General features: G+C 71.9%; 13 protein-coding genes. 9 read left to right on the plus strand and 4 right to left on the minus strand.

The window, feature by feature from the left end; genetic code table 11:
• Positions 1-38: 38 nt before the first annotated feature.
• On the minus strand, positions 39-782 hold the full coding sequence (locus WMF12_RS45325) for a glycosyltransferase (protein ID WP_437742962.1): 744 nt from the start codon (positions 780-782) through the stop codon (positions 39-41).
• Positions 779-2,128, minus strand: a complete 1,350-nt coding sequence (locus WMF12_RS45330) for a protoporphyrinogen/coproporphyrinogen oxidase (RefSeq protein WP_437854991.1) — start codon at positions 2,126-2,128, stop codon at positions 779-781. Before WMF12_RS45330 ends, WMF12_RS45325 begins: the two co-directional genes overlap by 4 nt.
• 228 nt (positions 2,129-2,356) lie before the next feature.
• On the opposite strand from WMF12_RS45330, the gene WMF12_RS45335 reads away from it, so the two are divergent.
• The 5 genes from WMF12_RS45335 to WMF12_RS45355 all read left to right on the plus strand — a co-directional run bounded on the left by WMF12_RS45335 (position 2,357) and on the right by WMF12_RS45355 (position 7,557).
• Positions 2,357-4,339 (plus strand): aconitase family protein, encoded by a 1,983-nt coding sequence (locus WMF12_RS45335; protein WP_437854993.1) that lies wholly within the window; start codon positions 2,357-2,359, stop codon positions 4,337-4,339.
• Positions 4,340-4,473: 134 nt separating this feature from the next.
• Positions 4,474-4,704: a TIGR04563 family protein gene (locus WMF12_RS45340; protein WP_012241296.1), complete on the plus strand. Its 231-nt coding sequence runs from the start codon at positions 4,474-4,476 to the stop codon at positions 4,702-4,704.
• 43 nt (positions 4,705-4,747) lie between these two features.
• On the plus strand, positions 4,748-5,812 hold the full coding sequence (locus WMF12_RS45345; protein WP_437742965.1) for an alpha/beta fold hydrolase: 1,065 nt from the start codon (positions 4,748-4,750) through the stop codon (positions 5,810-5,812).
• Positions 5,809-7,017 (plus strand): hypothetical protein, encoded by a 1,209-nt coding sequence (locus WMF12_RS45350; RefSeq protein WP_437854995.1) that lies wholly within the window; start codon positions 5,809-5,811, stop codon positions 7,015-7,017. Before WMF12_RS45345 ends, WMF12_RS45350 begins: the two co-directional genes overlap by 4 nt.
• Positions 7,018-7,071: 54 nt before the next feature.
• A complete protein-coding gene (locus WMF12_RS45355) occupies positions 7,072-7,557 on the plus strand; it encodes a YbjN domain-containing protein (protein WP_437854997.1) in 486 nt (161 codons plus the stop codon).
• A gap of 42 nt (positions 7,558-7,599) precedes the next feature.
• Here the strand turns inward: WMF12_RS45355 and WMF12_RS45360 are convergent, their stop codons facing one another.
• The gene (locus WMF12_RS45360; protein ID WP_437742968.1) at positions 7,600-8,886 is read right to left on the minus strand and encodes a formylglycine-generating enzyme family protein; all 1,287 of its coding nucleotides are present in this window, start codon (positions 8,884-8,886) and stop codon (positions 7,600-7,602) included.
• A gap of 62 nt (positions 8,887-8,948) precedes the next feature.
• Between WMF12_RS45360 and WMF12_RS45365 the strand changes: the two genes are divergently transcribed.
• From WMF12_RS45365 to WMF12_RS45380, 4 genes are all read left to right on the plus strand, one after another.
• Positions 8,949-9,236 carry a hypothetical protein gene (locus WMF12_RS45365; RefSeq protein ID WP_012241301.1) on the plus strand — a complete coding sequence of 96 codons (288 nt, stop codon included), beginning with the start codon at positions 8,949-8,951 and terminating at the stop codon, positions 9,234-9,236.
• 10 nt (positions 9,237-9,246) lie between these two features.
• Positions 9,247-10,209, plus strand: a complete 963-nt coding sequence (locus tag WMF12_RS45370; protein ID WP_437873958.1) for a prepilin peptidase — start codon at positions 9,247-9,249, stop codon at positions 10,207-10,209.
• Positions 10,206-10,565, plus strand: coding sequence for a YXWGXW repeat-containing protein (locus tag WMF12_RS45375; protein ID WP_437855001.1), 360 nt, complete (start codon positions 10,206-10,208; stop codon positions 10,563-10,565). The genes WMF12_RS45370 and WMF12_RS45375 overlap by 4 nt, the downstream gene beginning before the upstream one ends.
• Before the next feature lie 117 nt (positions 10,566-10,682).
• The gene (locus WMF12_RS45380; RefSeq protein ID WP_437742971.1) at positions 10,683-11,378 is read left to right on the plus strand and encodes a hypothetical protein; all 696 of its coding nucleotides are present in this window, start codon (positions 10,683-10,685) and stop codon (positions 11,376-11,378) included.
• A 23-nt stretch (positions 11,379-11,401) separates the two neighbouring features.
• Here WMF12_RS45380 and WMF12_RS45385 read toward each other — a convergent pair whose 3' ends face one another.
• Complete coding sequence (locus WMF12_RS45385) at positions 11,402-13,372, minus strand: serine/threonine protein kinase (protein WP_437855003.1); 1,971 nt, start codon at positions 13,370-13,372, stop codon at positions 11,402-11,404.
• Between the last annotated feature and the right edge of the window lie 275 nt (positions 13,373-13,647).

Genomic DNA, 13,647 nt, shown 5'->3' on the forward strand with positions numbered 1-13,647 from the left:
CGCTGCGAATGGTGCGCGAAGGTTGGCGGAGCCCGCCGTCAGCCGCGGACCCGGATGGCCCAGGTCAGCTTCGCGAGGCTGCGCAGCACGTTCGGGACGCGGCGGGTAAGGTTGATCGAGGGGCGCCGCTTCTCCAGCACGCGGACGGGGATCTCCTCGATCCGCAGGCCAGCGCGGTAGGCGCGGATGACGAGCTCGCTGGCGAAGACGTCCTTGTCCACGACGCAGTCGCGCGTGACCCCGAGGAGCGGCTCGCGCAGGAACGCCTTGAGCCCGTGCGTGTCCGTCCCACGGAAGCCGAGCGTGGCGCGGAGGAGCCCGTTGTACACCTGGCTCGCCGCGTGCCGCGCCCACGGGCGATCGTCGCGCGCCCCCTGGATGAGCTTGGACCCGATCACCATGTCGACGCCGCCTGTCCGCAGCATCGCGATGGCGCGGCGGTGGAAATCCACGTCGCAGAGGTCGATTTCGTCACAGAGCACGAAGCGCCCGCGCGCCCGCTCGATGCCCGCGCGGAGCGCGGCCCCGTAGTTCGGCTCGCCGATCGAGAAGTGCCGCACCTCCGGGTACTTGCGCTCGAGCTCGCCGGCGATGCCGAGGGTCCCGTCGTACGAGCCGTTCTCGGCAAGCACGAGCTCCCAGCGCCAGCCGAACGGCGAGAGCCGCTCGCGCAGATCCACGACGGCGGCGTGGAGGATCGCCTCCTCGTTGTAAACGGGGATGACGATGGAGATCTCCGGCGATCCGCCTGCATCCTCGCGATCAGGCTCGGCTGTGCTCACGGCGCGCCTCCGAGGAGCGCCTGCGCGCGGTGCGCCGCGTCGCGCCCGAAGTGGAGCGCGTCCTCCATCGAGGAGTAGTTCCAGCCGCCGTAGCGTCCGCACGAGAGGATGCGCTGGCCCTCGAGGAACGGCCGCACCGCCTCCAGCGAGCCGAAGTAGCTGTGATCGAACACGACGTACGCGTGATCGATGCGGCGCAGGCGGGCGAAGCGGATGGCGCTCGGGGCGGGGATGAGGCCCATTTCGACGAGGCCGTCGGCGACGCGGGGGAGCAGCGCCGCGAGATCGGGCTCGGCGCGATCGGCGAGCTCGACGTAGAGGCCGGCCTTGCCTGGCGGGGCCATGGCGGCGGAGAAGTGGGAGTAGCAGCCCACGCGGTAGAACGGGTACTTCGCCTCCGGGACGTACACCCAGTGCAGCGGCTGCCCGCACGGGGTGTCGAGCGCCACATCGAGGTAGTAGAGGTGCGTGCAGCGCAGCCGGGAAGCCGCCTCGCCGACGGCGCGAGGCGCGTCCGAGAGGAGCCTCACGAGCGCGGGCAGCGGCGCGGACGAGACGAGCACGTCGTACCGGACGATCTCGTCGTCGAACACGAGCTCGCGCGCGCGCCAGTCGATCGACCTGGGAGAGCGGCTGAGCTCGAGCGCCGGCGTTCCCGCGTCCCGCGGCCGCTGCTCGGCGAGCGCTCGCGCGAGCCCGTGCGTCAGCTGCCCGATGCCGAGCCGCGGGTAGAGGAACCTCGCGTTGTAGCCGAGCTCCCGGTCGTTCAGCCCGACCGCCCCGGCGAGCACGTCCTCCAGCTTCGGTATCGGGACGAAGCGGGAGCACCAGTCGGCGGTGATCTCGCTCGGGTGCACGCCCCAGAGGCGGCTGTTGTAGGGGATCATGAAGTGGCGGCTGATCCCCTCGCCGAAGTGCGCCAGACAGAACTCCTCGAAGTTCCTTGGCTGAGGTCTGTCCTTGGCGAAGTGCGCCTCGATGAAGCCGCGGAGGCAGTCGTAGGCCACCGCGGGCGGCAGGCCGAAGGTGTTCGCCTGGAACGGATAGCGGGTGTACGTGCCGTTCGACCAGATCATCGAACGTCGCTCGATCTCGAGCGGGTCGGGGCCCAGCCAGCTCAGCGCGAGCTCCCGGGTCGCGGGGTCGCGCAGGTGGAGGAGGTGCCCTGTCCGGTCGAAGCGGAAGCCGGCGTCCTCGAGCGTGATCGCGTGGCCGCCCGGGCGCGGCAGGCGCTCGAATACCCGGTGGGGCACGCCGGCCCGTCCCAGGTGGTACGCCGCTGCCATGCCCGTCAGGCCGGCGCCGAGGATCGCGACGGGAACGCTGGAGATCGTGGGTCGGGTCATCGCTCGCGGCCCGGCCGCGGCCGCGAAGACACCATCTCCCTGGTGCGTCGTCAAGGCACGCTGCCGTCCAGGCGCTCCTCGGCTCATGCTGGATTTCCTGCCTTCGACGTAAGGCGCGCGGAGCTCCGCGCGCGCCGGCAAAGACCGCCGTTGGCGCCTCCGCCCAGAGCGACTAGGTGTGGAGAGGTCCCAGCGCGCGCCGCGCGTCCCGGGGCGTCCGAGGTGCAGATGCCGATCCCCCGCCGGAAGTCCGTTCAAGTCACCGGGAGGACCCTCTACCTGACCGAGGACCCGGCGCTCCTGAAGCAGCAGCTGGCGGGCGGCGAGCTTCGCTTCGATCCCGAGCAGCACGCGCTGATCGACAACATCTCGACCGACGAGCTCACGCCGGGCTGGGTCTGTTACTACTACGACGAGACGCTCGCCCGTTACTGCCTGGTCGGGCTGCGCGGCGGGCACATTGAGCGCGACGCCATCAAGAACGGCGGCTTCGGCGTCATCGTCAGCGGGCGCTCGAAGGGGTGCGGCAGCTCGCGCGAGACGGCGCCGTACTCGGAGCGCGAGGCGGGGATCCAGATCGTCGTCGCGCGCAGCATCGAGAAGATCTACGGCCAGAACTGCCAGAACATCGGGCTGCTCACGACGACCGATTTCTCGCTCCTCGACCGGATCGCGCGGGGCGACGAGATCCCGATCGGCGAGTTCACCCGCGGGCTCGACCCGATCAGCGCCGATGTCGTCGAGTACGGTGGCCTCTTCGCCTACAACAAGGCGCGGATGGCCGGCGAGGTCTCGCCGCCCACCCTGGCCACGCCGCCGCGGCCGATGACGCTGTGCGAGAAGATCATCGCGGCGCACGCGATCGTGGACGCCCGGGCAGGGAAGATCGGCGTCCCCGCGGTGAAGCCTGGAGACGCGCTCTTCGCCCGCATCGACGTGCGCTTCTCGCACGAGTACGTCACGCCGATGGCCGAGTCGCTCTTCCGGGCGGGCGTCGGGCCGGACGCGGTCGTGACCGAGCCGGAGAGCGTCTTCGCCTTCCGGGATCACCTGACGTTCCTCGATCGCGTGATGCCGGAGGCGCACCTCAGGCTCGGCTTGCGGGAGCAGGCGGCCTCGCTCGCGACGGTGCAGCAGGCCTTCACCGAGCGGCACGGGATCAAGCTGTACGGCGAGGTCGAGCGCGACGGCAGGACCGTGGGCTCGGAGGCCATCTGCCACAACAAGGTGATCGAGGAGCTCGCGCTGCCAGGGCAGATCGTGGCGGGGACCGACTCGCACACCTGCATGGCGGGGGCGCTCGGGTGCTTCGCGTTCGGCGTCGGCTCGACGGACATGGCGAACGCGTGGCTCACGCGCGACGTCCGCGTCGCGGTGCCGCAGTCGGTGCGCTTCAACCTGACCGGGCGGCTCGGGCCGGGGGTCACGGCGAAGGACGTGATGCTGTTCCTGCTCTCGCAGCCGTTCTGGAAGACGGGCCAGGGCATCGGCAAGGTGCTCGAGTTCGCGGGCGATGGCGTCCGCGCGATGGGGCTCGACGAGCGGGCGACGCTCACCAACATGGCGGTCGAGGCGGGCGGCTTCACGGGGATCATCGAGGCCGACGAGGAGATCGTGCGCTACCTCGTCGAGCAGCGCGGGCTCGCCGCCGAGGACGTGCGCGCGCGCATCGTGCGCGCGGATCCCGGCGCGGAGTACATGGCGACGTTCGACGTCGATCTCGCGTCGGTCGAGCCGATGGTCGCGACGCCGGGCGATCCGAGGAACGGCGTGCCGCTGCGGTCGCTCGATGAGGCCGCCGGCGGTCCGGTGAAGATCGACATCGCGTACGGAGGCTCGTGCACGGGCGGCAAGAAGGCCGACATGGACATGTACGCGTCCGTGCTGCGCCAGGCGGTCGAGCGGGGCAAGCGCGTCGCTGACGGCGTGCACCTCTACATCCAGTTCGGATCGCAGGACATCCGCCGCTACGCCGAGGCCAAGGGCTACCTCGAGATCTTCGAGAAAGCCGGCGCCGAGCTCGTCGACCCCTCCTGCGGCGCGTGCATCAAGGCCGGTCCCGGTGTATCCGACCGCAAGGAACAGGTCACGGTCTCGGCCATCAACCGGAACTTCCCGGGGCGAAGCGGGCCCGGCCAGGTCTACCTGGCCAGTCCCCTCATCGTCGCGGCGAGCGCGATTGCGGGGAAGATCGCATTCCCGGAATCATGACGCAGAGCGCCTATCGCGGTAATACACACATAGTGGCCGCAATCGGCATCATGGAAAAACGAATGCTTTCCACGGAAGTGCACCGTACGCTAAGGTGCTCTTCTGTGGCGGATCGGGAGGAGCCCCAAGAGCGTATGACCGACAAGGACACGCTGGCGAAAAACAACGAAGCCTCGAAGACGGACAAGCGGAAGCAGAGCCTCTACTTTCCGGAGTCGATGCTGCAGGAAATCAAGGAGGAAGCGGCGCGGCTCGATCGCTCGCTTTCTTGGGTTGTGCAGCGCGCGTGGAAGCTGGCGCGGATAGACATCAAAAAGCTTCCGAGTGTCAATGACGTGGCTGACGACGAGGACAGCGGCGACTAACATCGCCGCGAGCCTCGCGTAAAGCCGCGTCGCTCGGGGATCGATGGGTCGAGAGCTTTTCGCCGCCGGGAAGGACGGTACGCGGATTTACGTCCGCTACCGGGAAGGTCCCGGCGGCAGCGGAAGCTTGGCCAGCGGGGTCGGGGCGGGCTCGGGACGCCTCACCGCGGTGCTCTGTGACGGCATCGCGTGCGACGGCTTCATCTGGAAGTACCTCTGGGACGACCTGGCCCGTACGGTCAACGTCGCCCACTGGAACTATCGCGGCCACGGTCGCAGCAGCTTGCCTGGTGATCCGCAGGCGGTCGAGCTGCGCGATCACGCCAGCGATCTGGCTGCGGTGCGCGCGTCGATCGGCGACGGCCCCGTCGTGCTCTTCGGGCACTCGATGGGCTGCCAGGTCGTCCTGGAGCACCTGCGGACCCACCGCGAGGGGGTGCGCGGGCTCGTGCTGATCTGCGGCTCGTCCGGCAGGATCACGCACCATTTCAAGGGCACGGACGTGCTCGCCCAGCTCCTGCCGCGGCTGATCGAGCAGGTCGACGCGTACCCGCACATCGCGCGCGCGATCTGGAGCCGCGTGCCCGCGCCGATGGCGCTGCGGATCGCGCTGCTCACGCGGGAGGTCGACGCGAGCGCGGTCACGCCGGCGGATCTGCTGCCGTACATGCGGCACATGGTCGACATCGATTTCTCGATGTTCCTCCACATGCTGCGCAGCGCCGGCGAGCACTCGACGCTCGATCTTCTCCCGCAGATCGACGTGCCCGCGCTCGTGATCGCGGGCGATCGCGACACGTTCACCCCGCCTCGGCTCGCAGAGGAGATGGCGGCGGCGCTGCCGCGCGGAGAGCTGATGATGGTGAACGGCGGCACGCACGTCGTCCCGCTGGAGCGCAAGAAGATGGTCATCGAGCGCGTGGAGCAGTTCCTCCTGGAGCGCGTCATCGGCGGCGCGTCGCTCGGGGCGAGCGCGCGGGCGTCAGGCTCGCAGGCTGCGACGGATGACGGGCGCTCGCGGTCGCTGGCCGAGGAGGCGTCGTCGCAGCGTCTGGCCGAGGGCGGGTCCTCGCCGGACCATCCGCGCGGGCTCGCGAAGGACGGATGAGCCGGTGCGCGCGCTACCTGCGCGCCCCCGGATCGGCGCGCGGACCGCTGCGGCGCCTCGGCGGCGTGGGGGCGCCGCGCATGCTCGTCGCGGCGGCGCTGCTCGCGGTCTCGTGCGCGCGACCGTCGTCCGAGCGCAGCGACGGGTCCGTCGGCGCGATCGCTGCGCTCGTCGACGAGGAGAGCGCGCCTGCGATCGGCGCGCCCACGGCGCGCTCGCCGGCCGATGCGCGCTCGCCGGCCGATGCGCGCCCGCCAGCCGATGCGCGCTCGCCGGCCGAGCAGCGCTCGCCTCCCGCGTCGAGCGCCTGGGCCGCGGGGGAAGCGCGGGTCGCGCGCGCCCTCCAGCGCTCTCCCCTGCGCGCGCTGCGGCTTACGGGCAAGCTGGCGGACGGCCGATTCGAGGCGACGCTCTCGCTGGGCGCACCCGCGGAAGGAGCGGCCCCGCGCGAGGTGAAGGTGAAGCTCGCGCCGGCGCAGAAGAAGGCCCCGCTCGCGTTCCGGCGCCCGCTCGCGTTCTACCGCATGGCGAGGGCGCTCGGCGCGCATGTCGTGCCCGCGGCAGCGGCGCGACGCATCGGCATCGGCGAGCTCGCGGCGCTCCTCGGCCGAGAGCCGAACGCACGCAAGCTGCTGCGTCGCCTCGCCGTCATGAACGACGGGACGGTCGACGCGCTGGTCCTCGCGCCCGCTCCCGGTCCGCCCGGCCCGCGCTGGCTCTCGCCTCGCCGGCGGTCCGTACGCTTCGACGACGCGCCCGAGCTCGACGTGTGGGCGCGCTGGGCTCGGTCGCCGTCGCCTGTGCGCGGCGAGCGCACGGTCATCCTCCGCGACTACCTGGAGGTGCTGGTGCTCGATTACCTGGCGGGCAACGGGCTCCGGAAGGAGATCGTCATCGACGTGCACGCGGGAGCGCTCAGCCTGGAGGCCAACGCGAGCGCCTTCCCGCTGCACGTAAAGGCGCACGAGCTCGATCGGCAGCTCGAGCGCCTCGTGGAAGCGGTGCGGTTCCCCCGGGCCCTCCGCGATGCGCTCGCGCGCTTCGGCCCCGAGGAGGCCGCCGCGGCGCTGCGCCCCGGCGGCATCGAGGAGGAGCTGGTGCCGCCGCGCGCGCTCGTCGAGCTCGAGGAGCGGAGGCAAGCGCTGCTCAGCCTGATCGCGGCGAAGCTCGCCGACCGGGGAGAGGACGCCGTCCTCAGCCTCTAGCGCCCCTCGCCTCCGTCGCTTGCCCCTGCGAGGGGGCTTCCAGCGCGCCGCATCTTGATCTCCGGCGGCGGCAGGGCGATCACGTCACCCGTGATCGACGTGGAGACCCTGCAGCGCTGGACGGAGGAGATCGGCTACAGCGCCGAGCTGACGAAGCCGTCGACCCTGCGCATCCGTCCGCGCGAGGAAGGGGTCGTCGAGCTCCCTCCGTTCTACGTCCAGTGCACCGAGAACTGGGTCGTGCTCTCGATGTTCGGCGTGCTCGATCTGCTCGACGCGCAATGCGACGCCCAGGGCGGCGCTGCGATGCCGACCCTGGCCGAGGACACCGGCCAGGTGCTCGGCTTGCTCCGTCATCTGCTCGAGGCCAACCGCGACATGCGTGTCGCCAAGTTCGCCCTCGATGATCGGAACGAGATCCTGCTGTGCGCCGAGCTGCCCACCGAGTCGCTCGACCGCTCGGAGTTCGTCGACGCGGTCGAGCGGATCATCGAATACGGCACGACCTACCAGCACACCCTGCTCGGCGCCGACACCTGAGGCGCCGGGGCGCGTCGATGTCCGGTCCGCGCCGCGGCGGGGTCACTTCTGCGTGATCACCACGCGGTTGTCGTCCCGGTAGGTGATGTTGCCGGACTCGCCGCGGCAGTCCCAGCAGGTCGCCCACGCGAGCCGTCGCCGCACGTAGCCGTTGAACCCGAGCGCGAGCGGCCCCGGGTCGTCCTTGAGCAGCAGCGACGACGCGATGCGGTAGCGATCTCCAGGGAGCTTCAGGAACGCGACGATGAACGCGTCGTCGTCGGCCTTTCCCGTCACGACGAGCACCTCCTCGCCCGGGACCGGGTTCCAGAGCAGCGGAGACGTCGTGAGCGTGGTGTTCGGGGGCGGGCCCGCCTCGGGCTGGCTCGCCGGAGCGCCGCTCGGCGAGAGCCGCGTCCGGCCCCGGCTGAGCACGGCGTTCGCGTCGTCGGGCTCCTTGAAGAAGGAGATCTGCCCGCCGAGGTCGCGCAGCTGCGGCACCGACGCGAGCAGCTCTGCGACCTGCTGCGGCCCGATCTCCGCGCGCCGGAACGTCTGCTGCCACTGCGGCGACGGGATCGACGCCGCGTTCGGCGCCCCGTGGCAGCACCGGAAGCCGATGTCGTCGCCCGTCACCGCCGGATCGACCGCCGCGCGGCGCGCGCACCGGTGATCCACGGCGCTCGCGCTCGCCGTGGCCCCGCGCACGGCGGCGGCCTTGGGCTGGAGGTTCTCGATCGGCGCGATGTCGCTCGCGGTCCACTCGCGCAGCGCAGCGCCCATCCCGACGACGCCGAACCCGGATGCGCACGACGCGGGCGCCTTGGCGCACGCCGGGTCCCACGCCGCGCCGCCCGCGTAGGGCGTCCCCTCGGGGCCCTTGCAGGCGCGCTCCCACTCGAGCTCGGTGCACAGCCTCCCGCCGGCCTGCTGGCAGAGCTCCGAGGCGCGCGCCCGCGTCACCCCGGTGAGCGGAGCCTGCGCAGGATCGTTCGGGTACAGGGCGCGATCGACGGTGAAGCCGCCCAGCTCGACGTCGAGCAACGCCGGCTCGAGCGTCGGATCGCGCCCCTTGTCCCCGGGCGTGCTGCCCGCGACGAGCTTTCCAGCAGGGATCTCGATCCGCGCGGGCCCGGCCGCCGCGGCGCCGGCCCGCGGCGTCGCGCTCGCGGCGGGCGACTCGTTCTCGGCCGCCTCGAGCACCTTCCCCTGGGGCGCGGGCGCCTGTGGGGCGCCTCCGTCCGCGCGCTTCTCCCCGGGCTCTCGCTGCTCGGCGCGGCTGCAGCCGGCCCCTCCGGCGATGCCGGCGGCCAGCAGGATCAGGGCAACGGCAGGCGTCCTCGTCGGCACGGTTCCTCGTGAGCGCCTCGCCTTATGTCGCAGGACCCCTCGCCCGTCAAAGTGCCCGCGCTATGCTGGCCGGGATGGGGCAGGGCGTGAGCGGCGCACCGGATCCGATGGCCTCGCAGATGGCGCAGCTCCTCGCTGGCAGCGATCTCGACGAGCTGCGCGAGATCGTGAGGCGGTGGGTCGCCGAGGCGCCGACCGAGGGTGTGCGCCGTCACTACCAGGAGCTCGGCGGCCGCCTCGTCGACCTCAAGGCGGCGCTCGCCGAGAACCCCGTGCAACCCACGATCGCGGAGCTCGAGCAGGCGCTCACGATGATGCTCCGGCTCGCCGCGTCGAGCCCGAGGACGTGAGCCCCAGGTGATGCTCGCCGATTTCTCTCCGTGGTTCCTGCGCGCCTTCGGGCTCTGCTTCGGCCTGCTCTGGGGCAGCTTCCTCAACGTCGTCATCCATCGCGTCCCGCGCGAGCTCAGCGTCGTCCGTCCGGGCTCGTGCTGCCCGGCGTGCGGCGCGCCGATCCGCGCCTACGACAACATCCCCGTCCTCAGCTACCTGCTGCTGCGCGGCCGCGCTCGCTGCTGCGGTGCGCCCGTGTCGCCGCGGTATCCCCTGGTGGAGGCGGCGGGCGGTTTGCTCTCGCTCGCGATCATCGAGGTCATCCTCCTCCGGCTCCCCGGGACGACGCCGGCCCTCCACGCGCTCGCCACGTACACCGCCGACCTGGCGCTCGCGCTCGGGCTGCTCGCTGCGACGTTCATCGACCTCGAGCACATGTTCATCCCCGACTCGATCACCATCGGCGGCGCGGTGCTCGGCGTCGCGACCGCGTCGCTGCGATCGATGGGCTTCGTCGACGCCCTCGTCGGCGCGGCGGTCGGCTTCGGCATCGTCTGGCTCCCGTTCGTCGTGATCTACCCGCGGATCCGTGGCGGCCGCGTCGGCATGGGCCTCGGCGACGCCAAGCTCCTCATGCTGGCGGGCGCGTGGTTCGGCTGGGGGGGCGCCCTGTTCGTGCTCGGCGCCGGCGCCATCCAGGGATCGATCATGGCCATCGCCATGCTGCTCCTGCGCGGGAGCATCGAGGAGCCCGAGGCGGTGCGCCTCGAGCGGGAGCAGCTCCGCGCCGAGCTCGCGGCCATGTCCCCCGAGGAACGGGCCGCCGCCGAGGAAGAGCTGGCGCAAGATCCGCTCGCGGAGGAGCCTCGCGAAGGGTTCGGCCAGGCCCGCATCGCGTTCGGCCCGTTCCTCGCGCTCGCGACGCTGGAGTGCCTGCTCGTCGGCCGCGACGTCCTCGACGCGTACCTCGCCTGGATCGACGCAGGATGAACGCCGCTCTGCGCCGCGCGCTCGGGATCTCGCTCGCGTCGCTCCTCGTGCTCGCGGGCTGCGACAGCTCGCTCCCGCTGCCTCCGACCGGCCCTCACCTGCCGAGCGAGACGACGGTGGTCGTGCCGTACCCTCCGCCGCCTGCGCGGGTCGAGATCATCTCGCCGTCCGAGCGGCCGGGCGACGTGTGGATCGACGGCGAGTGGCAGTGGCGGAGCCGCCGCTGGGCGTGGCAGCAGGGACGATGGGAGCCCGTCCCGCCGGGCGCGTACTTCGCGCCTGCCACCACCGTGCGCCGCGCAGACGGATCCCTGGTGTGGTTCGCCGGCGTGTGGCACCTCCCCGGCAAGAAGTGATCGACACCGCGTCCGAGCGATGGGAATTCACCCCGTGCCGAGGTGCCCGCCGCCCGATCGGCATCGGCGAGCCAGCTCGGCGTGCCATCCCCTGCACGGATCGATGAGCCTTGCCCCATGATGCTTGCCTGGTCGTTCGCAGCGCGCACACCCGACGAAATCGCCCGACTCCTCCGCGCCCTCGGCAAGCACCGGTACGTGCGCGAGGTCGATCATCGGCTCCACTGGTCCGTCGATCACGCCCTGGCCGAGCTGCCGGAGTTCGCGCCGCACGCGTCGGCCTTCCAGGCGCGCCTCCGGAAGGAGCGCGCGCTCGATCTCGGCTCGCGCGACCCTTCGCTGTGGCGCGAGGCGAAGACCGAGGACGTGATCGCGGCCCTCACGGCGTTCTGGACCCCGGATGACGCGGCGCTGCGCTACCGGAGCCGCCTGATCGAGGCGCTCGCGCGGACGGGCCTCCCCGAGGCCACGCACGCCCCCTTCGCGTCGGCCCCGAACGAGCCCCCGCACCCGGAGCTCGTGATGCTCGACTGGGAGCTCTACCCCGTCGACGAGCTCGACGCCGACCGGCACGCCGGCGCGCTGGCCGCCATGGAAGAGGCCGAGGAGGCGGTCAACGCGTCGGCGCCGATCTACAACGAAGGGCCCGTCGTGGCGGCGCCGGAGCTCTGCGAGGGAGCGCCCAACGGGGTGCTCGCGGACGATTTCCTCGTGTGGTCGGACGGGCCTTACAGCTACTCCGACTACGTGTTCCGCGGCGTCGCCAAGGCGGCGAAGCTCGTCGAGCCGCCGATCGGTTACCAGGATCTGTAACGGCCGCCCGCGGGCCCCGCGCGTCAGTAGGGATCGGGCTTCGGCGGCGGGACGGTGGGATCCGCCTCGGCGGAGGGCTTGACGATCTTCGGGGTCGCCGTGGCCGCGGGGGCCGGCCCTCGCTGCGCGTGGGAGAGCGTCACCTCGAGCTCGATGTCCCGGTCGAACACGAGCATCCGTCGTTGCGCGGCGTGGCCTGGCGCGGAGACCTCGATCCGGTGCGCCGCGCCGTCCTTGATGAGCTTGCCGTCGAACGGGTTCGAGGGGAGCTCCACCCCGTCGACGAAGATCTTCGCGCTGGCTGGGCTCGCCTTGATCGATGCGCGGAGGAGCGACGCGTCGGTCTGCTCGCGTGGAGCGCTGCTCGCGGCGGATGGCGGGGAGGGCTCCGGCGCGGGCAGCGCGCTCTGGGCCGGCGGCGGGGCCACGCGGAGGCTCTGCTGGACCGGATCGCGCAGCTTCAGGTACAGCGTCGCGGCGCCGACCAGCGCGATGACCGCGGCGAACGCGACGAGCGGCAACCGGGAGCGCCGCGGCGCCGGCGCGGGCTGAACGGCCGTGGCCGGCTCGGTCCGCACGACGGCGTGGAGCGTCGCCTGCGGGGGGCTCGAGCGGTGGAGGGCGCGCGTGGGCGCCGACGGCGACGAGCCCGTGGTCGCGCCCTCCTCCTGCGCGGGAGGATCCGAGTCGAGCGGCTCGCGCCCTGGCAGCGACGGCAGCCTCGGCGCGCGGCCGGCGAGCCCCGCGCTCCCCGCCTCCGCGCCGTGCTCCTGCAGCTGCTTGAGCTGGCGATCGATGATCGCCCGGATCTCGGACCGCTCGCCGGTGAACAGCTCGCGCATGAGCGCGCCGAGCTGCTCGGCCGTCACCTGCTCTTCCAGGCGTTCCGTGTAGCGAGCGAGCTCCGCGCGAAAGGCGGCGGCCGTCGAATAGCGCTGCTCGGGCGAGTGCGCGAGCGCCTTGGCGCAGATGCGCGCGAGCTCGACGGGCACCTCGGGGCGCGCGGACCGCAGGTCCGGGATGTCCCGCATCAGGCGCGAGATGATCTGCGGATCCGACAGCCCACGCCAGAGGCGGCGGCCGGCGAGCATCTCCCAGAGGATGACGCCGGCCGAGAAGACGTCCGCGCGCCGATCGATCTGGGAAGAGTGCGAGAACGCCTGCTCCGGCGCCATGTACGCGACCTTGCCCTTCATCGTGCCGGTCTGCGTCTCGACGAGGCGGTGCGCGGCGAGCGCGATCCCGAAGTCGACGATCTTCACCTGCCCGTCGTAGGTGACGAAGATGTTGTGGGGGCTGATGTCGCGGTGAACGACGTTGAGCGGCGTCCCGTCGTAGTCGACGAGCTCGTGGGCGTAGTGGAGGCCGGCCAGCACCTCGCTGAGCATCCAGAACTGGATGGCGAACGGGATCGCCCGGGCTTGCTCTCGCGCGCGAGAGATCACCCGGCTCAGCGGCTGCCCGTCGAGGTACTCCATGGCGATGAAGTACTCGCCGTCCGCGAGGCCGACCTCGTTGGTCTGCACCACGTTGCGGTGGTTCAGGCGGGCGGCGAGGCGGGCCTCGTCGAGCAGCATGTCCCGGAACTCGGGCTCGTCGGCGATGTTGGGCCGGAGGCGCTTGATGACCTGCAGCTTGCTGAAGCCCGCCGGCCCCACCGCGACCGCCAGGTGCACGTCCGCCATGCCCCCGTGCCCGAGCGTCGCGATGAACCGGTATTTTCCGAAGCTCCGCGCGTGCCGATCCGAGGGCGACGGCGGCGCGTCCGGCGGCGCATCCCGGCCGACCGTGGTCGGCGCGTCGCGATCCGCGCGCCGCACCTGGACGGTGGGCGGGGGCTCGGGCGCGGGGACGAGCCCCTGCCTGGAGACCAGGGTCCCGCCGTCGATCGCTGCCCGCACGCGCTCCGGCGGGCCCGAGGCGGCGAGCTCGTTGCTGCGGGCGGAGTCCGCCGCCCAGTCAGCTTCCTCGATCGTCCCTTTGCGCTCGCCCACCGCCGAATGGTCCTGATCCAAAGACGTGCAGTCAAGCTGACGACAGCGCGGGCCAGCGTTTGCGCGGCAGCGGGCGGAGGACGAGCGGCTCGCCCGTGACGGCGAGCCGGCGTCCCGCCCGTAACCGCAGCGAGGACCGCCGCGCGCTCGGCCTGCTCCAGCGCGCGATCCGCCGAGCGTGCGCTCGGAGCGCCGCCGGACAGAAGCGCCCGGCGGGAACGTTTCACCCTCAGAACGCCGCGGCGTCTGCTGCTACTGTGCGGGGCGCCACTCCC

It is taken from the genome of Sorangium sp. So ce363 (assembly GCF_051520435.1).
GTDB lineage: Bacteria > Myxococcota_A > Polyangia > Polyangiales > Polyangiaceae > Sorangium > Sorangium cellulosum_B.